Consider the following 22,434-nt stretch of genomic DNA (forward strand, 5'->3'; position numbering starts at 1 on the left):
AGCGCGTCCTTACCTCGGCCTCTGAATCTTAGCGTAAGGATACTCCCTTATGCTTGAAGGCTTGTCGTTGGTATATGTATTGAGAGTTTTCGGTATGGAAATCGCAGTATCCCACAGTTCCTAAATAATAATGTTATTAAATATATCGACAGTATGTCGTGATTTTCTACGGCAATTTAGGGAAAACTAAAAGTCGGTGGTTCGAATTTAATGAATCATGATTGAACTCCGACGAGCTGCATAAGATCGGTATAGTTGGTAACGACGTCGTACTTAACCGATTTTTCATGTCTTCGGTTCAGTTCCGCGAAAAATTTGCGAGCGCACTTGATCTTCGCATCTTCGGCGCCTTTGAGGTTCAATGATGAGAGTGACCCCTTCGTCTCTGCGACAAAGTAGACGTGCTTAACCGAGCCCTCTTTGAAAGCGATTGCCCAGTCAGGGTTGTAGTTCCCAACGGGGGTCGGAATGAAGAATCCGCGCGGAAGCTTGGCATAAACGATAACATTCTCACTGGTGTCCAGTTCGGTCACGAAGTCACGCTCGATCTTCGAATCGGTAACTACATAGTCGTAGATATGACGATTCAGCTTCTGTCCAGCCTTGGCGAAGTCCTGCTTCGTCTGATTTTCAGTGAAGATAGCCGTGTCATGCTGCTCAGTGAGCGTGTCGTAGGTTAGGTGCTCGACGATGACCGTGGCTTTTTGTTCATTGATCAGTCGGGCGCATTCGGTGATGAAATGTTCAGGGTTCTGGCGGTACTTCGCGAATGTCGCCGGTTTGATTTCTTTTAGTATTTTGCCGACGGTGTGCCGGGTGAGCTGAGTTTTTTCCGTGATCTCCCCAAGAAGGTCGTATTTGATCTGTGACGACGCTGAGACGGTCGATGCATGGGGCGTAGTCGAATTGAGGGTGAAACCCTTCCCGACTGACAGGTCGTCAGCTTCGAGGGCGGCGTTCTGCTTGCCCGACTGTACGACGTACTGCATCGCGGTGACGTTGAGGTGGATATCGAGCGTAGTAGTGCATTTGCCTATCAGTTCGTTGGAGTCGAATTCCACCTGGTAAACGGCCTTGTGGTTGATACGGTTCCAGAGTTCCTTGAATTCCTTTTTGGCGAAGTTCTCCTCGTTGAGGGGGATCCGTTTTGGTTTGCGGCCATCAGTGACAAGGTTGACGTTTAGGTGTAAGGCATCGACCACGGGCAGCACGGAGTCGATGACCGGTTTGAGAATGTCCGAGATGGGTTCGGCGAGGGTGCCTGCGTCGCGGGCATTTTTGTAGGCATCGGTGACCAGACCGTTGTCGTCGACATAGTTGTTTCGAACAAGGTGGTTGTAGATGGCGGCTGCCAGTGCCTCTCCGATGACGGTTTCCCCGGATTCGGTGGTGATTGTTTTTCCGCTGAAGTACGTGAGGCTTGCTTTGTGAGGGCGAGAGGCTAGGGATTCGCTGATTTCCTTCTGCAGTCCCGCGACGAAGTCGGTGTAGGACTCGTCGGTAACTACGGTCAGCTCGTTGATGTCGTGCACTGTGATCGGATTGTCCATCCGATCACCGTGCTGGTCGACCGAAAGTCGGAGCCCACGGCCGATTTCCTGTCGGCGGGAGACGGTATTGTCGCTCTTTTTGAGCATCCCCATGACGAACACATTGGGGTTATCCCAGCCCTCACGCAGCGCTGAATGGGAGAAAATGAACCGCACTGGTTCGGCAAAGGACAGCAGCTTTTCCTTGTTGCGGAGGATCAGGTCGTAGGCGTCGACGTCGACCGATTGGCCTTTTTCGTCGCCTGTCCTCTTGACCTGGCCGTCGACGAGCCGCTTTGACTTCTTGTCCACTGAGAAGTAGCCCTGGTGAGTTTTTTCAACGGGGATGGATTCGAGATGTCGCCGATATGCCTCCGCGTCATAGTCCAGCTGGCTCAGTTCGACTACAACCATCGACTGATACTCCTCGACGAATATGCGTGCATAGTCACCGAGGGTGTCATCGCGGTCGTAGTCGCGGTACTTGGCGACCTCGTCGATGAAGAACAACGAGAGCACTTTGATGTTCTGCGCGAAGAGTTCACGCTCCTTGTCCAGATGAGCTCGGATGACCTCACGAATTTGGATACGGCGTCTAGCTTCCTCCGTCACGTCTGCCGTAACCTGCCCAGCAGCGATCACGTCGCCGTTGCTCAACTCGACGACATCGCGGTTGGCATCGATATCGGTAATGAACAGCGGTGTTCCATCCGGTTTGTAAGCCTCGATGCCACCGGAGGCGACGTGCAGATTCGCGCCGACTTCGAGCCGCTTGACTCGTGGTTGGGTGACACCGTTCTTGGCCCGCACCAGTATTTCCAGCCGGGCACGGGGCTTGGCTCCCTTAGCGATCTCGATCGCGTCCAAATACATGTAAGCCGTGCTGCCGGCCAGCCCCTTGACCGTGATGCCTCGCACGGAAATCTTCTTGACAAGCTTCTGGTTGTACGCGTCGAGCGCATCGAGTCGGTGAACCTTATTGTGCTCGACTTTGTGAGTTGCCGAGTAGCGAAGCACCATAAGGGCGTTGAACCTCGAAAGGGCTTCCAAGGATTTAGCTGCGCCGATTTTCTGGGGCTCATCGATGATGACGATGGGGCGGTTCGCGCTGATCACGTCGATTGGGCGACGAGACTGGAAATCATCAAGCTTCCGAAAGATCCGCCGAGCCTCGTCGGAAGATTTTTTGCCTTCCGAGGCTTTCCGCTCTGCGTCGGCAGCGGCGTTGAACGCCTGAATATTGATGATCATGACCTGTACGCCAGCGTCGGAGCTGAACTGTTCAAGCTCGTGTAGCTTTGTCGAATTGTAGATGAAAGATCGTGGTTTCGTTCCGTAGGTCTGTTGGAAGTGTTCCGCGGTGATGTCGAATGACTTCTTGACGCCCTCGCGGATTGCCACGCTCGGTATGACAATAATGAATTTGGACCATCCGTAGCGCTTGTGAAGCTCCATGATCGTCTTGATATAAACGTAGGTCTTTCCTGTCCCCGTCTCCATCTCAATATCAAGGTTCGGGGTACCGGGCATTGCTGCCTTGCTAGGTACAAGCGTCGCCGACACTGGCAGGTTTTGGCTGCGCTGCACAGCCTGAATCCCAGCCAATCGCTGCGCTGGACTCAACTTAATCTCTGCGTTCCGCAGCCCCGAATCTGGCGTCACCGGAATCTCCAGAGTCGGTTGGGTCGACTTTGCTTGAACCCCTGGGTCGATCCGGTACGATACGCCTTTGTCTCGAGGTTGCCCTGCGAAGCAATCAACGACCGCATCTACAGCGTCGGTTTGATATTGCTGAATCTTGAACTGAAGTTTCATGGCGTTCAGATCGCCTTCACATCAGTTGACGGTGATACCTCGGTGAAAACCTGCTCGGCGTTGATGCGGTCAGCATCGGTAGCGAAGCTGGAGTCACGGAACACCGCACGAAGTGGTTCGCGGCTGGCGATCTCACGCACAAGCCTGGAGCTCACATCAGTGTCGAAGCACGCGACCAGAGCCCCATCCTCCACCACAATCACCTCATAGCCGTCGATCTGTTCGACGGTTATATGCATCGTTAGCTCAAGGCCCCAGTCGAGTAGCACCTGAAAGAGCAGGTCCTCGCTAGTTCTACCCGGTTTCACGCTGTCGGAGTGAAGGACCAGATCGTCCTGACCGACCTCGTCAGGTGTGCGTAACACATCGGCAAGATTCGTCGAGTCCACCTTGAGCGCGCGGAAGCCATGGTCGAATCCTCCAGCGGTCAGTCCAATGTCGGCCGCGATCTTTGCCCCAGCGCGCCGCACGCGCTCGCGACTAAGCTGTGCGATTGTCTCGTATCCGGCCTTGTGTGCTGCTGAAGCTACGGGCGACGGCTCATCGAGCTGAAGCAGTAAGAATTGACGGTGCTTGCCGTCTTTGGCGGAGGCCTCAAGTACTGCTTGCGCAGTTGTGCCCGAACCGGCAAAGAGATCAGCGACGATTCCGCCATCTGGAGCACCCAATAGACAGATCTCGTGCATAAGAGCGACAGGTTTCGGGTAACTCATGTAGTCCCCACCCATAAGCGCTTTGTTCTCTTGAGTGCCATTCTGGTTGTCGAACGAACTGGAATCCCAAAGTGTCTTGAACTTCCGTTTACGTTCGAATCCTTCTCGGAAGAGGGTATCTTTCGTGAATATATCGTATTCTCCCCGACGTTCGATCCAGCGCGCAACGAGCAGGTCGTTCATTGCTACGCAACGACTCTTCCCCCAAGCCCATCGACCATCGGATCCATCCGACTTGCGAGGCAGCACCTCATGCCATCCTGGTGTGGCTTCTAAAGAGACGCTCTTACCGTCAGGCGCAACGAATATAGGAAAGTACATTTCGGGACGATCGCTTCGCTTCGATGCTGTTCCTCGTTGCCGAAGCCCCAGAAGGCGATACGGTCCAAGGCTTGGATCGTGAAACTTGAAGTCTCCTCGTTGTTCATCATCGAGGGGTCGACCTCCCACAACAGCGAGCGAACGGTCACGTGCATAGACAAGGAGCGAGTCGTGCACGCCCGCAAGAAAGGAGTCTGATTGGCGCCCGCGAGGACTCGCTACGACGATTGCTTCCGCGACGAAATTTCGTTCGCCGAAAACCGAATCACAAAGCTTCCGGAGATTATGCGCCTCATGACTATCGATACTCGCAACAAATACACCGTCAGGTCTTAGTAATGTTCTTGCCAGCTTAAGCCTTGGATACATCATGCTGAGCCAGTCCGAATGGAAGCGTCCGTTCGACTCGGTGTTGGCGACGAGTCTGTTTCCCGATTCATCGGTCTGCCCAGATCTTGCAAGGTACTCATCAGTTGACGTTGCAAAGTCGTCGTCGTAAACGAAGTCGTTTCCGGTGTTGTAAGGCGGGTCCATGTAGATGAGCTTGATCTGCCCGAGGTATGACTCTTGGAGGAGCTTGAGTGCGTCGAGGTTATCGCCCTCAATGAAGAGATTCTGGGTCGTGTCGAAGTCGACCGACTCCTCGCGTAGGGGCCGGAGAGTTTTGGCGATCGGGGCGTTGGCGGCGAACAAGGATTCGCGTTTACCTGGCCAGTCGAGTTGGTAGCGCTCCTGCTGGCCTTCTACTATGTGGTCGGAGAGTTCCTGTCGGAGCAGATCGAAGTCGATGACGCAAGTGGGGTTGCCGTCTTGGTCATGGCCCTCTGTGATGACGGTGGGAAACAGCTTCGCGATCTCATCGACGTTCCGTTTGGCCAAATCAGGTGAGTGCATCTTCAGCTTCTCCACGGGGCATCCTCGTTCGTTGGTGTTGCGGGGTTGGTAAGCGCGGTGAGCGCGGTGGTGCGCTCTTGAACTCTTCGTCGCAGTTCAATCTTGCGGTTGAGCTGCGGTTCGTTCCGGAGTTTCTTCTCTAGGTTTATGATTTCGCGTTCAATTTTGCGCGCCTGCTCTATCCTGCTGGTTGCTGCCGACAGATCTTCGGATGGAAGGGTTTCGATTGGGATCATGGGGGTCAGGATCGCGGCATAGAGACTTGGCAGGTCTATCGCGGGTGGAAGCGGTACGCGGGATACATCCGCGGGCTGCCATCCGGTGGCGAAGTAGGTGCTGATCCGTGTAGTAGTACTACCGAGTTGTTTGTAGGCGGCGACCATGCGTGTGTGCGCATAGTCGCTGGCCTCGCTGTTGATCTCGAAGATGATCGGGAACGGGATTGCTTTGTCGATAGCAGCCAGTACCGCTTCGCTGATGTCATCGTCCTTCGCATCGATGACAAAGACCTGGACCTCGGGAACGGCGTCACTACCACGGAGGTGGATGGTCTTGTCGGCAAGTTTGTATGCCCACCTGATGCGCTGAACTTCGGAGACGAACTTCTCACGCACAGTAACTGGGATTGAGGAGTGTTCGTAGAACTTAGTTTTGGACACCACCCGGTCGAACTTGGCAGTTGGCGGCCATTTGTAGAGTGTTGCGTTCATCCGGTGACTCCGGATTCGGGGTCGACGATGGCGAGGAACGCGATCAGCTCGAAATCGTCGAGCCCGCTGATGGTTTGAGTCAGAGCTGTGGTGTGGCCGGCGGTGAACAGACTGTCGAGGTCGCGTTCCTCAGTAACGTCGATCATTGAGCGGATCGCGGCGGTGAGTAGATCGGAGTAGTGGCTCATATCCGCACCTTCACTGGTGGAGGTGTTGAAGATGCGGCAGACTGCGGCGACGGGTTCGTCGTGGATTCGGCATCCGGCGCGGATGACGTCGAGGAGATGCTTAACCTCGGTGTGGTCGGCGATGACGTTGCCGTTGTTGTCGAGGTAGACCAAGTAGTGCGGATGAAGTCGGTTACCGCGATTGATGGTCTCCTCGGTATTTACGTCTCGCAGCGCGAAAATGACACCCGGCTGCAAAGCTGTGCCGGGTTGAGCAGGCACGACGGCATGTAAGCCCTTGGGTGCGGCGGCCAGATCCCCGTACTCCTTGACGTAACTGAGAAGGTCCATACGGAAGTCGTTGAGACCGAGATCGGTAATGGAGACTCCGGTGCGGACATCCTCGAGTTCGATGCCCTCGTCCTGAAGCTTTCGGAGCTGTTCCTTACGGAAGGCGGTGTCGCTGGACTCCTGAGTGAGAACGTTGTCGTCGGCTGTACCAGCAAGGTCCGCGATGACCATGCGGTTCTCGACCCGCTCCTTGAGATTGATGTATTCGTCCAGTGAGATGTCGGGCCAAAAGTTCACGAGCTGGATCGACTGGTTGATCGAGCCGATGCGATCAATACGACCGAATCGTTGGATGATGCGAACAGGATTCCAATGAATGTCGTAGTTGACGAGGTAGTCGCAATCCTGAAGGTTCTGCCCTTCACTGATGCAATCGGTGCCGATGAGTATATCGATGTCACGCTTCTCGTTCGGCATGATGAGTTCGCGGGATTTCGACCGCGGTGAGAACAGTGTGAGGATCTGTTGGAACGGAAATCCCTTGCCCAAAGTGGTATTCGGGCTTCCCTGCCCGGTCACAACGGCCGTATGTAGGCTCTCGTCCGCGAGGCGCGGTGCAAGTTCTCGGTAGAGGTAGGCAGCGGTGTCAGCAAACGCAGAGAAGATAAGTACCTTACGATTTCCCGCGTTGATCGGTGTGGCGATTTTGTCTCGGATCCGCTGCTCAAGCGCCTGGAGTTTGAGGTCATGGTGCGGAGTAACGACACTGACACCGGCGAGCAACTCGGCGATGACACCTGCGTCGTGGACGAGGTCACGGAGCCAGGATTCGATGTCCATGTCCGCCAGCTCGATCTGTACCTTCGTACCGACGGTACCGGTAGTCGGGAACTCGAAGTCGTCATCGCTGGCCTCGAGATTTCCGATAGCTGACGCGAGATCGGCAACCGCGCCGGTGTGGTTGCCGGTCACTGTGATCGCCTGGCCGACTGTGCTGGCGAGTTTAGTGAGTGTGATGCGGAATGCTTCGACGGAACTCTCCAACCGCTTTAACAAGTTGACTGTCATGAGTTTCTGGATGCCGCGTTCACGGTTCGCATGACCGAGGTTCGCTGTGCTCCCATTTCCTACCGCGGCGTAGAGCAGTTCGTACTTTTCTAGTCTGCTTGGAAACACGTACGCCAGTGGGGCGTATACAGCGAGGGTAAGTGAGGACAGTTGCTCGAATATCTCGTTGAACGACGGCACATCGGGCAGATCTGTGAGAGGCGAGTGGATCGACACAGGCGGCAATCGTTCAGGGAAAGCGCCGATTGCGGACGTATCGTAGAATGCCTGGATGTGCTTGCGCGAGCGAGCGATTGTCACGGCGTCGAGTAACTCGAAGAAGTTGAAGTCAAGCCTGGCCAGAATCGCGTCAGTAGTGCGTTGCTCGACCGGGAGCTTCGACCATTCGTTGAACACGCGCTGCGCCTGCCGAAACACTTCTTCCACACTGCTCGACAGGTCAAGCTTCGCAGTGAGCTGTTGAGAGTCACCTTCGTATGCGAGCGCGAGCTGGTTGCGTAGATCGGTGAACTGGTTGTTCACCGGTGTCGCCGACAGCATCAGTACCTTGGTCTTGACACCTTGCTGAAGGACCTGCCGCATGAGTCGCTGATAGCGGGTTTCTTTCTCAGTAGTGAAGTCCGCATTGCGGAAGTTATGCGACTCATCGATCACCACCAGGTCGTAGTTGCCCCAGTTCACTCTATCCAGAGGGATTCCCAGCGATTCCCCCTTGGTTCGTGACAGGTCGGTGTGGGCGAGCACGTCGTAGTTGAACCGGTCGGATGCGAAGATGTTCGTCGTTAGGTTCGCATTGTAATTGGTCCAGTTCTCGGCCAGCTTCTTGGGTGCCAGTACGAGCACCGACTTGTTGCGCAGTTCGTAGTATTTGATGACGGCCAGCGCCGTGAATGTCTTTCCCAACCCCACCGAATCGGCCAGGATGCAGCCGTTATAAGTCTCAAGCTTGTTGATGATCCCAGTTGCGGCGTCGCTCTGGAAGTTGTAAAGGCTTTTCCAGATGGCGCTGTCCTGGTAGCCAGTAAGATCGTTAGGTAAAACGTCCTCACTGATGTCGTCGAGAAACTCCGCGAACAGGTTGTACAAGATCAGGAAGTAGATGCGTTCCGGTGAGTTCTCCGCGTATACCGAAGCAATGTGGTCGTAAACCTCCGTGGTTACGTCGTCGAGATGCTCTTGGTTGTGCCAGATCTGGTCGAAGAGCTGTACGTACTGAGTAGCCATCGGTGCTTCATCGAGCTTATTGACCATATTGGACACTGCGTTGCCTCGCTCGTACCCCAGGTCCGCGGAGGTGAATCCATGAAGCGGCATGTATGCGGCTTTGTCATCGATTATGGCGAACTGCTGCATCGGGGCGCCGGTCTTGTTCGATCGAAACCGGACTTTGCGCTGCACCCAGTCTGCACACTCGCGTGCGATCGCGCGCTGAGTCATCTTGTTGCGCAAGCGAATTTCGAACTCAGACCCATACAGGGTCGACTCACTGTTCAGTCCATGCCGAACGACGAACTCCCGTCGTTCTTTCGGCAAGCGGTCCGTGGCTTTCGCGGTCGCGAATGACGGCGAAGTGAAGATGAAATCTAGAGACTCAATTTGTTCGAGTTCTTTGCGGAGCGCCTCGAATGCAAAAATCGAAAAGGTTGATGCCGCGATGCGTAACCGCGATCCGGTGGTGATTTCCGTCTTGAGGTCGTCACCAAAGGATTCGTTAACATTGTCGATGATTCGCATATTTGGTCATTCCTCCGTCGACGGGGAACGGTCGGAATGTTCGGCAGCACCGCCGCTGCGTACCCACTCGTCGACCTCGCTAGTTTGGAACTTCCAGAGTCTGCCGACCTTGTGCGCGGGCATCCGTTTGTCCGCTATCCAGGAGTACACCGTGTCCTTCGTGACACCCAGGTGGATCGAAATCTCGTCGGCGGATAGCCAGGGCTCGACCACGGCGGGACCTCCAGTCAAAGATTGACGGGCGGCGCCCGAACCGCTCTATCGTAGCGGAGATGTGAGTCGATCCTAGGTAGATTAGTCCGAATTAGACAGGATTAGGCCCGGTCTTATGGATCGTATCCGCGCTGGTGCTGCTTCTGTCGATCCTGCTGGTGATCTTTGGCGACGTCAGCGTCGCTACCTCTGCACTTGGAGGAGTGCCCTGCGAGGAGCGCCCTGCGCGAGTCAGACACGTGGTTCGCACCGACTTTCACGGGCAGTGATTTTCGGTGCGTGACGGATGTTGTCGAAAATAGATCGATATTCGGTATCTGGTCAGCCGCGGCGATTGCGCTGGTGGAGTGTGTCGAAAACCCGTGTCGACGTCGAATCGCTGCGGGCGTCCGGGGTTTCCGACGGCATTGAAGGGATCGAACCCCGTTTATTGCAGATCAGTTCGCATGTCCGCGCGCAGAGGTGGTGTGCAGAGGTGGACAGACACGGTTGGTGAGCGGTCATCCTCCACCTGAAGATTTGAGTGCCATGGCGACGGAGGGTCGGCTCTAACTTCGTGATCCGATTCGATCACTGTGAAGGTGCGAAATCTCGTATCCATCTGCACCGCGGTGAAGCCATTCCTTCGGCCGCAAGACTGCAGGGTTGAACCGAGCTGAGAACCTGGGAAGCGCATCGGGGATCAGGAGTTCGACCCGTACAAAGTTTGATGTCGATGGCATCGCGAGTTTCCATTCGTCGTCGATGTGGACCAATGCCAGTAGTTTCTCGCCGGTGGTCGCTACGCCGGTCTCGATCTGAAGCGGCCCGGCCAGCGCGCCAACAGGGGCAGTTCAACCTCCTGTCCAGAGGCGCAGCCGGAACGCAGGCGTCCTCGAGCTACGGCCCGTATTCATCGTCTTCATCGTCGGGAGTGACGGACAACAGTTCCTCGTTTTCCCTTGGACAGTGACGATGGGTTCACGTGTGTCTGAAATGTCGTCCCCATCGGGGACGCATCAACCCCGCGCCGTCAGCGCCGCCCGCGCAGCATTGAACCCGCCCATCCCGTGGACGCCGCCGCCCGGGGGAGTCGCGGACGAGCAGAGGTAGACGCCCTCAACCCCAGTGGCATAGGGGTTGAGCCCGAACCGGGGGCGCGCGATGATCTGCCGCGCAGTGTTCGCCCCCGCGGAGATGTCGCCGCCCACGTAGTTGGGGTTGTACGCCTGCATCTGCGGCACATTGCGCACGTGGACGCCCACGATCCGGTCCCGGAACCCCGGCGCGAACCTCTCGATCTGACGCGTGACCACATCGGTCGCGTCACCCGGATATCCGTGCGGCACATGCGCATACGCCCATACCGGGTGGATGTCTCCCACAGATCGGGAGGGGTCGGCCAAGAACTGCTGGCCCAACAGAATGAAGGGCTTGTCCGGCATCTGACCCCGTATGGTCTGGCGTTCGACAGCAGCAGTTTCCGAAATCGTCCCGGACAGATGCAGGGTGCCGGCCTTGCGGGCATGCGGATTCGTCCACGGCACGACGCTCCCGTCGGAATCACCACGCACGGCGTAGTCGACCTTGTACGCGGCGGTGCCGTAGCGGAATTTGCGGTAGGCCCGGGCAATGCGGTCGGGCTGCCGACCGTCGAGCAGACGGCCGGCCACGTCTGGTGCGATATCGAGCATCACGATGTCGTAGTCGGCGATCTGGGAGTAGTTGGTGACCCAGTTCCCGGTTTCGATGGTGCCACCGAGGCTACGCAGGATCGAGGCGAGCGCCTCCGCAATTGATTCTGAACCACCTTGCGCCACAGGCCAACCGTGAGCATGGGCTCCAGCAGTGAGCATCGAGCCGACAGCACTGGAGAGTGGAAGGGTGAGCGTCCCGAACATGTGCGCCGCGACGCCACCGAACAGCGCCCGCGCTTGTGGGGTCTTGAACATCCGAGCGAAACCCGTCGCGGGAAGCAGAGCGCCCGTGCCGAAACGGGCGAGCATCAGCGGGTGCTTCGGAACGTGCACGATCGGCTGGAAGACGTCCTGCACCAACTCATCGAAGTTCTCGGAGAGGTATCCGAAGACGTCGAGCCAGCGCTTACCGTCGACACCCAGTCCTTCAGCGGTCCGGCTGATGTCGCGCCACAGAACCCCGGCGGTGCCGTCGTCGAGTGGATGGACCAGATCGATCTCGGGCCACAGCCACGTCAGGCCATGCTTGGCGAGCCCGAATTCGCGGTCGAGGGCCTTGAAGTAGGGAGAAGCCAAAGCGGTGGGATGGAAGGCGGAGCAATCGTCGTGGACGAGTCCGTCGACTATGTATTCGCTACTGCGGGTGCCGCCGCCGATCTTGTCCGCACCTTCGATGACATGGACGTCGATTCCGGCGCGGGCGAGTTCGATCGCCGCCGCGAGACCGTTGGGGCCACTGCCCACCACTGCCGCTGTTGTCATGACTCTACCTTGTCAGCTTTTGTCTCTCGACGACTGAACTGAGGGGAGTTAGTCCATCTGCTGATTCGCGCTGCCAAAAATCAAGCCCAGACATGTTGTCTGCACCAGCATGGTGCGCTGCTGAATCCAGCGTCGTGAATTCGTGGCCCTCGACCAACGCGGTTGAACTTTCCGTGATTTCGGCTCGTATCCGTAGCGATTCGTCGATCGGACTCAAAACGTCACCGACAGCCAAAATTCCGGTATCGATCAGATCCGAAATTTCTGGAGTTGCGAAAGGAGATGCAGCAGTGGGCGTCTCGTAGATTGCCGAAGGAGATTGACCTGCCAGCAATTTTTCGTATCCTGCTCGCGTTACCTCAGCCATAAGTGTGCGACGTTTCCGCAGGAACTCGTCGTACTCCATGTGCTCCCACCTGTCAGGTAGAGCGTGCCAAAACATTTGGTCTTTTAGAGATTTACCTGCGAAGCCTCGCTCCTCGACAAGCGCCGGCCAGTACTCGCCAGGTCTACGATCGGAGATCGCAATGTTGGTGCTCCAGTCCGTTGGCGCGAAGTTTGCAACCTGGTTAATCTTCTTCAGATCCATTATGCCCAAGGAGTTTTGGAGGTACTTTCGAGGATTGAGGTGGTGTCCTTCCGAACCTTTCTCCGCAGGTAGGGCCGGATCCATCCACTGTTGGATCTTGTTGTTCAACATGAACATGTCCGCATCCAAGATATTTAGAGAAGCGAGATAGGTCTGGTAGGTGGGGGAGAGCGCGGCCGACGACGAAATCAGAGCGTCGGGCATACGCAACGTCCAGAAATCTTCTGACAACTCAGCGTTGATGACCGATTCCAGTGTATTGATGAAGTGCCTGCTGTCGGTACTCTCCAGCGCACTCAAGCGATCCAGATCCTTCTGCAACTGTGTCTCTGCACTGCCGGTGTAGCGACCCGAGAGCTGAGACATGAACAGCCAACGTGCCATCAGGTTGCGTAGGACGGTCAGATCCACACCGAATCTGGTGCGTCCTAATATCCAAAGTGCGTAACTTGACAGAACATTCATGTCAGAGGTGATCATCTTGCGGGACTTGAATCCGGCGACCGCAAGGCATCGTATGAACTCTGTCCAGTGGATCTCTTTGATCACCAGAGGAAGCGCGGTTCGCAGTTTGTTTAGTTCAATTTCCTGGCGCGCGCCGTCAATGAAACCGGTGTGCCGATCTTTCGCCTGTAATGCGTTGTATGCATCACCCAGCTTCGCGCGATTCTGGCCGACAGCGACGAGCACGCGGACAAGCTGTCCGGCATCAACGGCAAGGTAGTTGTTGATCGGTGTCCACCGAACCGGTGCCTCCGCGATCTCGCTGGCTCGTTGCGGGGTCAGGCGGGAATTGCGGGCGAACTGCTCTAGCTGTTCACGCCCGTTTGGCCAGAAAACGCTCAGCCAGGTCAAGATGAAATCTGAGGATTTCAGGCTGACACCCTCGGAGTTGATTCGCACAAAGATGTCAGCGACAACCTTCTTGTCTGCGTGGCTCTGGATTTCGACGACGGTGAACTCGTAGGAACGAAGGTTGTCGAGCTGCCCCAGCCGATCTTCGATCAGCTCCTCCAACTCCTCGTCGATCTCCCCGCGCGCATCCTCGTACCTCCGTTTGAAGGCACGTTTGACCTTGAACGGATTGTCGAAAAATGCCGAGATGTTCGGTATCCAATCCGCGGATCTCTCAATAGCCGTGTTCGTGACCTCGAACTTCTCGGTGAACGGGTTGAACGCTATGAGCATGCGTTGTTCCTTGTACTCTGCATTCCGCACCGGTTGCCCCTTGAAAACGGAATACAGACTGGTCAGCCGCTGTTGCCCATCGATGATCTGGTGTGAACCACTTCGCTCGGTCGATCCTGATATGGCACGGGATGTGTCCTCTTGCGACACGTTCCAGAACATGATCTCGCCGACCGGATAGCCTCGGTACATCGAATCGAGCAGATCGCGGATCTTTGCCTTGGGCCATACAAATGGCCGTTGGAGATCTGGCAACTGAATGACACCGCTGTGGACTGAATCGACGAGGCTCTGAACATTCCATCCGACGGGTTTGAAAAGCGTGCTCATCCGGCGTTTCCTTCGACTTGGTTGGACCACGACGTAGTTGGCATCGTCGCGAAGAACTTTAGCTGCGGGGACGTCGGAGTTGACGGTCATGGCGACCTGAGCCTACGGAAATTACAGCGATGGCATTCTGCGAGCAAACAATTCAGGCCTAGACCTTGGTTGATCGATCAACTTTTGTTACAGTTCGAGGCGCACTGGCCGCAGCTGATTCTTATCGCTGCGGCCAGTTGTTGCATTCATCGCCCATCGCGCCTGTTTCCTGCGGATTCGGTATCCTGTGAATCGGAACTTCTCTGCACAGACGCAGCTCCGAAATCTGTCGAGGGGCCTTCTGGCTCCCTGCATCGCCGCAGTTCAGAGCAATTATAGGGCTACCTTAGTTGCGCCCGTGCCGGGGTTCTGAATTATCGTTTTCGTTACACGGTTGACTCACAAAAGTTTCAACCGACCGAAGACTCACGTCGCCGGGTGCCAGAACGCACACCATCGCGTCTGCGCAGGGCGGCTACTTCGGTGGTACCGAACACATCGTCGTGTCGGTGCTTTGAAGGACTTGCATTGCAAGTTGATGGCCATCAGCGCTGCTGGTCGTCGGTGCATCTTTATGGCATACGAAGGCTGGGTATGAAGCAACTTCCAGGCCCCCAGGGCCTCTATCACCCGTCCAATGAGCACGACTCCTGTGGAGTCGCATTTGTTGTCGACATGCATGGTCGCCGCAGCAGGGACATCGTCGAGAAGGCGATCACCGCTCTGGTCAACCTCGAGCATCGCGGCGCTGCCGGATCCGAACCCAACACGGGTGACGGTGCGGGCATTCTGCTGCAGGTTCCCGACAAGTTCTTCCGAGCTGTCGTGGACTTCGCGCTGCCCGCCGAAGGCGCGTACGCAACCGGTATCGCATTCCTCCCGCAGGGCGACGCCGATGCACACGAGGCTGCTGCTGCAGTCGAGAAGATCGTCGTCGAAGAGGGCCTGAAGGTTCTCGGCTGGCGCGAAGTCGGAACAGACGACTCCTCGCTGGGCGCACTGGCGCGCGACGCGATGCCGACGTTCCGTCAGATCTTCATCGGCTCCGAGGGTGACAAGTACACCGGCATGGATCTCGAGCGTCGTGCATACGTGGTGCGTAAGCGCACCGAGCACGAACTCGGCTCCGAAGGCGCCGGCAAGGGTGGCCCGGGTAGCGAGACCGTGTACTTCCCCAGCCTGTCCGGCCAGACGTTCGTCTACAAGGGCATGCTCACCACCCCGCAGCTCAAGGGTTTCTACCTCGACCTGCAGGACGATCGTGTCGAGAGCGCACTGGGCCTGGTCCACTCGCGCTTCTCCACCAACACGTTCCCGTCGTGGCCGCTGGCGCACCCGTTCCGCCGGGTCGCTCACAACGGTGAGATCAACACCGTCACCGGCAACGAGAACTGGATGCGCGCTCGCGAGTCCCTGATCGACAGCGACGTCTTCGGTGGCCGCGAGAACCTGGACAAGATCTTCCCGATCTGCACCCAGGGCGCCAGTGACACCGCTCGTTTCGACGAGGTGCTCGAGATGCTGCACCTCGCCGGCCGCAGCCTGCCCCACGCAGTTCTCATGATGATCCCGGAAGCCTGGGAGAAGCACGAGAGCATGGACCCCGCTCGTCGGGCGTTCTACGAGTACCACTCGGCTCTCATGGAGCCCTGGGACGGACCGGCGTCGGTGTGCTTCACCGACGGCACCGTCATCGGCGCCGTGCTGGACCGCAACGGTCTGCGTCCGTCGCGTCTGTGGATCACCGAAGACGGCCTCGTCGTCATGGCGTCGGAGGTCGGCGTTCTGCCGATCGATCCGTCCACCGTGGTCCGCAAGGTCCGCCTCCAGCCCGGCCGCATGTTCCTCGTGGACACCGCGCAGGGCCGGGTCATCAGCGACGACGAACTGAAGTCCGAACTCGCTGCCGAGCACCCGTACCAGCAGTGGATCGACGAAGGTCTGATCCACATGGACGACCTGCCGGACCGCCCGTACACGTACATGTCGCACGAGCGCGTCGTTCTGCGTCAGCAGCTCTTCGGTTTCACCAGCGAAGAGGTCAACCTGCTGGTCAAGCCGATGGCTCTCTCCGGTGCCGAGGCACTGGGCTCGATGGGTACCGACACTCCGATCGCCGTGCTCTCGTCACGTCCCCGGATGCTGTTCGACTACTTCTCGCAGCTCTTCGCTCAGGTCACCAACCCGCCTCTCGACGCGATCCGTGAAGAGGTTGTCACCAGCCTCGGCGCGACCATCGGCCCCGAGGGCGACCTGCTGCACCCGAATGCGGACTCCTGCAAGCAGATTGCGCTCCCGCAGCCGATCCTGCACAACGACGACCTGTCGAAGCTCGTTCACGTCAACGACGACGGCGAATTCCCGGGCTTCCGCAGTGTCGTTATCCGTGGCCTGTACCCTGTCAAGGAAGGCGGCGACGGTATCCGTCGTGCGCTCGAGGGCATCAAGTACCAGGTCTCGCAGGCAATCGAGGGTGGCGCACGCATCGTCGTGCTCTCGGACCGCGAGTCCACCGAGGACTACGCGCCGATTCCGTCGCTGCTCCTCACCTCGGCTGTGCACCACCACCTGGTTCGTGAGAAGTCGCGCACCAAGGTCGGCCTCATCGTCGAGGCCGGCGACGCCCGCGAGGTGCACCACATGGCGCTCCTCATCGGCTTCGGTGCCGCAGCGGTCAACCCGTACATGGCTTTCGAGACCATCGACGAGTTCCTGCAGAACGGCGAGCTCGAGGGTCTGACCCTCGAGAAAGGCATCGCGAACTACATCAAGGCAGCCGGCAAGGGTGTCCTGAAGGTGATGTCCAAGATGGGCATCTCGACGCTCGCGTCGTACACCGGTGCTCAGCTGTTCCAGGTCATCGGCCTCTCGCAGGAGTTGACGGACGAGTACTTCACCGGTCTGCAGTCGCAGCTCGGTGGCATCGGCCTCGACCAGATCGCAGCCGACGTCGAAGCACGTCACCGCATCGCGTACCTCGATCGTCCCGAAGAGCGCGCTCACCGCGAGCTCGAGGTCGGCGGCGAGTACCAGTGGCGTCGTGAAGGCGAGTACCACCTGTTCAACCCGGACACGGTGTTCAAGCTCCAGCACGCAACTCGCACAGGCCAGTACGAGGTGTTCAAGGAGTACACGACCATGGTCAACGACCAGTCGGAGCGCCTTGCCGCTCTGCGTGGTCTGTTCGACTTCAACATCGGCAAGCGGCCGTCGATCTCGATCGACGAGGTCGAGCCGGCCAGCGAAATCGTCAAGCGTTTCTCGACGGGTGCGATGAGCTACGGCTCCATCTCCGCCGAGGCTCACGAGACGCTCGCGATCGCGATGAACCGTCTGGGCGCTCGCTCCAATTCCGGTGAGGGCGGCGAGAACCCGTCGCGCTTCACGCCGGACGAGAACGGCGATCTGCGACGCAGTGCGATCAAGCAGGTCGCGTCGGGACGCTTCGGTGTCACCTCGCACTACCTGAGCAACTGTACCGACATCCAGATCAAGATGGCGCAGGGAGCCAAGCCCGGTGAGGGCGGCCAGCTTCCGGCTCACAAGGTGTACCCGTGGGTGGCCGAGGTTCGGCACTCCACACCTGGCGTCGGCCTGATTTCGCCGCCGCCGCACCACGACATCTACTCGATCGAGGATCTCGCTCAGCTGATCCACGACCTGAAGAACGCCAACCCGCAGGCCCGCATCCACGTGAAGCTCGTCTCCGAGGTCGGCGTCGGAACCGTCGCGGCCGGTGTCTCCAAGGCACATGCCGACGTCGTTCTGATCTCCGGTCACGACGGTGGCACCGGTGCCACCCCGCTGACCTCCGTCAAGCACGCGGGCGCACCGTGGGAGCTCGGCCTCGCCGAGACCCAGCAGACGTTGCTGCTCAACGGTCTTCGTGACCGCATCGTCGTGCAGGTCGACGGCCAGCTCAAGACGGGTCGCGACGTCGTCGTCGCTGCCCTGCTCGGCGGCGAGGAGTTCGGTTTCGCCACCGCACCGCTGGTGGTCTCGGGCTGCATCATGATGCGCGTCTGCCACCTCGACACCTGCCCCGTCGGTGTCGCGACGCAGAACCCGTTGCTGCGTCAGCGTTTCAGTGGCAAGCCGGAATTCGTCGAGAACTTCTTCATGTTCATCGCCGAAGAGGTTCGCGAGCTTCTCGCGGAACTCGGTTTCCGCACGCTGCTCGAAGCGGTCGGCCAGGTCGACATGCTGGACACCAAGCGCGCCCTCGAGCACTGGAAGGGAAGCAAGGCAGGCAATCTCGATCTGTCGCCGATCCTCACCCAGGTCGAGTCCGCGTTCATGGACCAGGACGTCCACTGCACCGGCACGCAGGATCACGGTCTCGACAAGGCGCTCGATCAGCAGTTGATCGTCTCGGCCCGCAACGCACTCGACAAGGGTGAGGCGGTCTCCTTCGAGTCCGCGATCACCAACGTCAACCGCACGGTCGGCACCATGCTCGGCCACGAGGTCACCAAGGCGTTCGGTGGAGAGGGCTTGCCCGAGGGCACCATCGACATCACGTTCACCGGTTCCGCCGGTAACAGCTTCGGTGCTTTCGTGCCCAGCGGTATGACCCTGCGCCTGCACGGCGACGCCAACGACTTCGTCGGCAAGGGCCTTTCGGGTGGACGCATCGTCGTACGCCCGCCGCTGGATGCAGCGGAAGGCTTTGTCGCCGAGGACAACATCATCGGTGGCAACGTCATCCTGTTCGGCGCCACCAGCGGCGAGGCTCTGCTTCGCGGTGTCGTCGGCGAACGCTTCGCAGTCCGTAACTCCGGCGCCACTGCCGTCGTCGAGGGTGTGGGCGATCATGGTTGCGAGTACATGACGGGTGGAAAGGTGGTCATCCTCGGAGCCACCGGACGTAACTTCGGCGCCGGCATGTCCGGTGGCGTCGCGTACATCTACAACCCCGACAAGGCATTCGAGAAGAACCTCAACACCGAACTGGTGGACCTCGAGGATCTTTCGGGCGACGACTTCACCTGGTTGAAGGGCGCCATCGAACGTCATCGCGACGAAACCGGCTCCGAGGTTGCCACGCGCATCCTCGCTGACTGGTCGCAGCAGGTGGGTCACTTCGCAAAGGTGATGCCCCGCGACTACAAGAAGGTTCTTTTGGCCATCGCGGCCGCAGAGAAGGATGGCAAGAACGTGGACGAGGCAGTTATGGAGGCAGCTCGTGGGTGATCCAAGCGGCTTCCTGAAGCACACGTCGCGCGAACTTCCGGTTCGCCGGCCGGTGCCGTTGCGCCTGCTCGACTGGAAAGAGGTCTACGAGGAGTTCCCGAAGGAAACCCTCAAGACCCAGGCCAGCCGTTGCATGGACTGTGGAATTCCTTTCTGCCACAACGGTTGCCCTCTCGGAAACTTGATTCCCGAGTGGAACGACCTGGTCTACAAGGACCACTGGCACGACGCCATCGAGCGTCTGCACGCGACCAACAACTTCCCGGAGTTCACCGGTCGTCTGTGCCCCGCACCCTGTGAGGCGTCCTGTGTCCTGGGCATCAACCAGGATCCGGTCACCATCAAGCAGGTCGAGGTCGAGATCATCGACAAGGCCTTCGACGAAGGGTGGGTCAAGCCGGTTCGCGCCGCGCACGCCACCAACAAGAGGGTCGCAGTTGTCGGCAGTGGTCCGGCCGGTCTGGCTGCAGCGCAGCAGCTGACCCGCGCCGGTCACGCAGTGACGGTCTTCGAGCGGGCAGACCGCATCGGCGGCCTGCTGCGCTACGGCATCCCCGAGTTCAAGATGGAGAAGCGGCACATCGACCGCCGTCTCGAGCAGATGGAAGCCGAAGGCACCGTCTTCAAGACCAACGTCAATGTCGGCGTGGACATCACCGCGGACGAGCTGCGTGAGCAGTTCGACGCAGTGGTTCTGGCCGGTGGCGCCACCGCTGCTCGCGATCTTCCGATCCCGGGCCGCGAGCTGGACGGCATCCACCAGGCGATGGAGTTCCTGCCGATCGCCAACCGCGTGCAGTTGGGCGACCTCGACGCTCCCACCATCACCGCTGAGGGCAAGAAGGTTGTCATCATCGGCGGCGGCGACACCGGAGCCGACTGCCTCGGCACCTCGCACCGTCAGGGCGCGGCCAGCGTCCACCAGTTCGAGATCATGCCGCGTCCGCCGGAGACTCGCGCCGAGCAGACTCCGTGGCCGACGTACCCGCTCATGTTCCGCGTGGCTTCGGCTCACGAGGAGGGCGGCGAGCGTCTGTTCTCCGTCAACACCGAGAACTTCGTCGGTGAAAACGGCAAGGTCACCGGACTCAAGGCTCACGAGGTCGAGATGAAGTCGGGTCGCTTCGAGAAGGTCGAGGGCTCGGACTTCGAGCTCGAAGCCGATCTCGTGCTCCTGGCCATGGGCTTCGTCGGTCCCGAGAAGCCGGGTCTGCTCACCGATCTCGGTGTCGACTTGAACGAGCGTGGCAACGTCGCCCGCACGTCTAAGTGGAACACCAACGTCGACGGCGTGTTCGTGGCAGGCGACATGGGCCGCGGTCAGTCCCTGATCGTCTGGGCCATCGCCGAGGGACGTTCCGCAGCAGCGGCTGTGGACACCTACCTCGAGGGTGTCACCGCCCTTCCGTCCCCGATCCACCCGACAGCGGCTCCGCAGCGCTAGAGGCTCCTACAAGTCCGCACCCCACCGCAACGGTGGGGTGCGGACTTGTTTCTGCCCGTAATTCGTACGATCTGTAACAAACCTTCATCAATCGTGCATCGGACAGACATACCGCCCAGGCAGTATGATTCCTGAGCATCGACAGTGGTGTAAGGGTTGTTTCAGGTAAATCAGGGGAGTTTCATGCGTGCGAGGCGTCTCGTTGCGGTGTTGTCGGCACTTGCTGCGGCAGTAGTGGTACCGGTTGTCAGTGCTCCCGTGGCGTCGGCTGATCCCTGCCCCAGCCTCTACGTCGTGGCCATCCCAGGAACGTGGGAGCCCTCGGGCACCAGGCCCGGCGCCGGCATGCTCGCCCCGGTGACCAACGGGCTTCCGGGCTCGGTGCGCACCGACTACGTCACCTACTCGGCGACGGCGTTCCCCTGGGAGTCCAACGTCTACGCCAAGTCGAAGCAGCAGGCCGTCGACAATGCCCGCGGCATGATCGGCGCCATGGCAGCCTCGTGCGGTGACACTCGCTTCGCCATCGTCGGATACAGCCAGGGTGCCGACGCGGCAGGCGATCTCGCCGCCGAGATCGGAACCGGCATCGGCGTTGTTCCGCCGACTCGCGTGGAGGGCGTCGGCCTGCTGTCCGATCCCCGCCGTTCCGAGTCCGACGTCCTGATCGGACCCGCTGTCGGTGGTAACGGTGCCAGTGGCCCGCGCATCGGTGGATTCGGTTGGCTGTCAGGCAAAACGGTGACGCTGTGCGCCGTCGGTGACCTGTACTGCTCGACGCCCAAGGACGATTTTGTGATGCGTCTGGCCGGATTCATGGCTCAGGCGTCCGATCCCACTCCCGCAAGTGCGCTGGCGCTGCGCGACGAGGCCGCCGTGATCGTCAATGATCTGGTGACCGCTGGCGGTCTCCCCGCCCTGATCGCTCAGCTCGATCCGGGCGCGAATTCGCGACGCGTCGATCAGTTGGTCGACTTCTACGGCTCGCAAGTCCACACCGACTACACGCGTTACGTCGTTGACGGCGCGGGCAATTCGGCTACATCCTGGCTGCACGGCTGGTTGGCCGGCAAGGCCTGATCAGCAGTACGTCTGCTGCGCGGTGTCGACGTAGATCTCGGCGATGCGCTGCGAGGACATCGGCGTGATCTGCGAGTACACCTCGCCCACGGAGTTGAACTCCGCCAGCACCTCGGACCGAGGCATGCCGTCGGCAAGAGCCTTGCAGGTGCCGTCGGCGTAGAGGATCTCCGCGGAATCCATTCCGGCGGGCGGGATCCCGGCCAGACGCAGGGCGGCGATGTACCGCTGCCCCTTCTCGCCGGCGTTCGCGACGATATCTTCCGGTGAGCGTGCGTCGATCGGTGCGTTTGGCTGTGGCACTGCGTTCGCCGGTGGCGCTACCGGTAGTGACACCGCTGGGGGCGTCGATTCGACGACGCTCGGCGCGGCTTCCGGAGTTACGGCAAGCGGGCTGGTCGGCAGCTCGGAGAGCGTACTCGGAGCAGTCGAACTCGACGTTGCCGCCACCGTGGTACTGGTAGCAGCAGATGTGGATTCCGCTGCATCGCTGTCGGATTGGCTGCTGCAGCCGCTGAGGAGTAGGCCCGCTGCCGCGACGCAGAGGACCAGTCTGTTCGTGTTCATCACCCGTGAGTGTTACACACCGTACCGCTTAGTTTGTCCGTTTTAAGGAAACTCCCTTTTGCCCTGTTTTTAAGTCGAAGTCCTGTGATATACATCTGTTCAGTTGTTACTTGTGAGTAG

11 protein-coding genes are annotated in these 22,434 nt (G+C 58.9%); 3 read left to right on the forward strand and 8 right to left on the reverse strand.

Annotation, left to right across the window (positions count from 1 at the left end; translation table 11 throughout):
- Positions 1-215 precede the first annotated feature (215 nt).
- The 7 genes from ACFQ6Y_RS13485 to ACFQ6Y_RS13515 all read right to left on the reverse strand — a co-directional run bounded on the left by ACFQ6Y_RS13485 (position 216) and on the right by ACFQ6Y_RS13515 (position 14,090).
- Positions 216-3,344, reverse strand: coding sequence for a type III restriction-modification system endonuclease (locus ACFQ6Y_RS13485; RefSeq protein WP_378633175.1), 3,129 nt, complete (start codon positions 3,342-3,344; stop codon positions 216-218).
- 5 nt (positions 3,345-3,349) lie between these two features.
- Positions 3,350-5,287: a site-specific DNA-methyltransferase gene (locus tag ACFQ6Y_RS13490; protein ID WP_378633180.1), complete on the reverse strand. Its 1,938-nt coding sequence runs from the start codon at positions 5,285-5,287 to the stop codon at positions 3,350-3,352.
- Complete coding sequence (locus ACFQ6Y_RS13495; protein ID WP_378633185.1) at positions 5,275-5,982, reverse strand: DUF4391 domain-containing protein; 708 nt, start codon at positions 5,980-5,982, stop codon at positions 5,275-5,277. Before ACFQ6Y_RS13495 ends, ACFQ6Y_RS13490 begins: the two co-directional genes overlap by 13 nt.
- Entirely contained in the window at positions 5,979-9,242 is a 3,264-nt protein-coding gene (locus ACFQ6Y_RS13500) for a helicase-related protein (RefSeq protein WP_378633189.1), read from the reverse strand. Before ACFQ6Y_RS13500 ends, ACFQ6Y_RS13495 begins: the two co-directional genes overlap by 4 nt.
- A gap of 6 nt (positions 9,243-9,248) precedes the next feature.
- Positions 9,249-9,455, reverse strand: coding sequence for a helix-turn-helix domain-containing protein (locus tag ACFQ6Y_RS13505; protein ID WP_378633193.1), 207 nt, complete (start codon positions 9,453-9,455; stop codon positions 9,249-9,251).
- A 998-nt stretch (positions 9,456-10,453) separates the two neighbouring features.
- Entirely contained in the window at positions 10,454-11,893 is a 1,440-nt protein-coding gene (locus tag ACFQ6Y_RS13510; RefSeq protein ID WP_378633198.1) for a phytoene desaturase family protein, read from the reverse strand.
- A gap of 4 nt (positions 11,894-11,897) precedes the next feature.
- Positions 11,898-14,090: a DUF262 domain-containing protein gene (locus ACFQ6Y_RS13515; protein WP_378633202.1), complete on the reverse strand. Its 2,193-nt coding sequence runs from the start codon at positions 14,088-14,090 to the stop codon at positions 11,898-11,900.
- Positions 14,091-14,624: 534 nt separating this feature from the next.
- On the opposite strand from ACFQ6Y_RS13515, the gene gltB reads away from it, so the two are divergent.
- The 3 genes from gltB (at position 14,625) to ACFQ6Y_RS13530 (ending at position 21,747) form a co-directional block, all read left to right on the forward strand.
- On the forward strand, positions 14,625-19,223 hold the full coding sequence (gene gltB / locus ACFQ6Y_RS13520; RefSeq protein WP_378633207.1) for a glutamate synthase large subunit: 4,599 nt from the start codon (positions 14,625-14,627) through the stop codon (positions 19,221-19,223).
- Positions 19,216-20,667 (forward strand): glutamate synthase subunit beta, encoded by a 1,452-nt coding sequence (locus ACFQ6Y_RS13525; RefSeq protein ID WP_378445324.1) that lies wholly within the window; start codon positions 19,216-19,218, stop codon positions 20,665-20,667. The genes gltB and ACFQ6Y_RS13525 overlap by 8 nt, the downstream gene beginning before the upstream one ends.
- 183 nt (positions 20,668-20,850) lie before the next feature.
- Positions 20,851-21,747: a cutinase family protein gene (locus ACFQ6Y_RS13530; protein WP_230816160.1), complete on the forward strand. Its 897-nt coding sequence runs from the start codon at positions 20,851-20,853 to the stop codon at positions 21,745-21,747.
- On the opposite strand, the gene ACFQ6Y_RS13535 is transcribed toward ACFQ6Y_RS13530, so the two are convergent.
- Positions 21,748-22,314 (reverse strand): DUF732 domain-containing protein, encoded by a 567-nt coding sequence (locus ACFQ6Y_RS13535; protein WP_378633215.1) that lies wholly within the window; start codon positions 22,312-22,314, stop codon positions 21,748-21,750.
- Between the last annotated feature and the right edge of the window lie 120 nt (positions 22,315-22,434).

The organism is Rhodococcus sp. NPDC056516, from assembly GCF_042794655.1.
In the GTDB taxonomy this organism is placed as follows: domain Bacteria; phylum Actinomycetota; class Actinomycetes; order Mycobacteriales; family Mycobacteriaceae; genus Rhodococcus_F.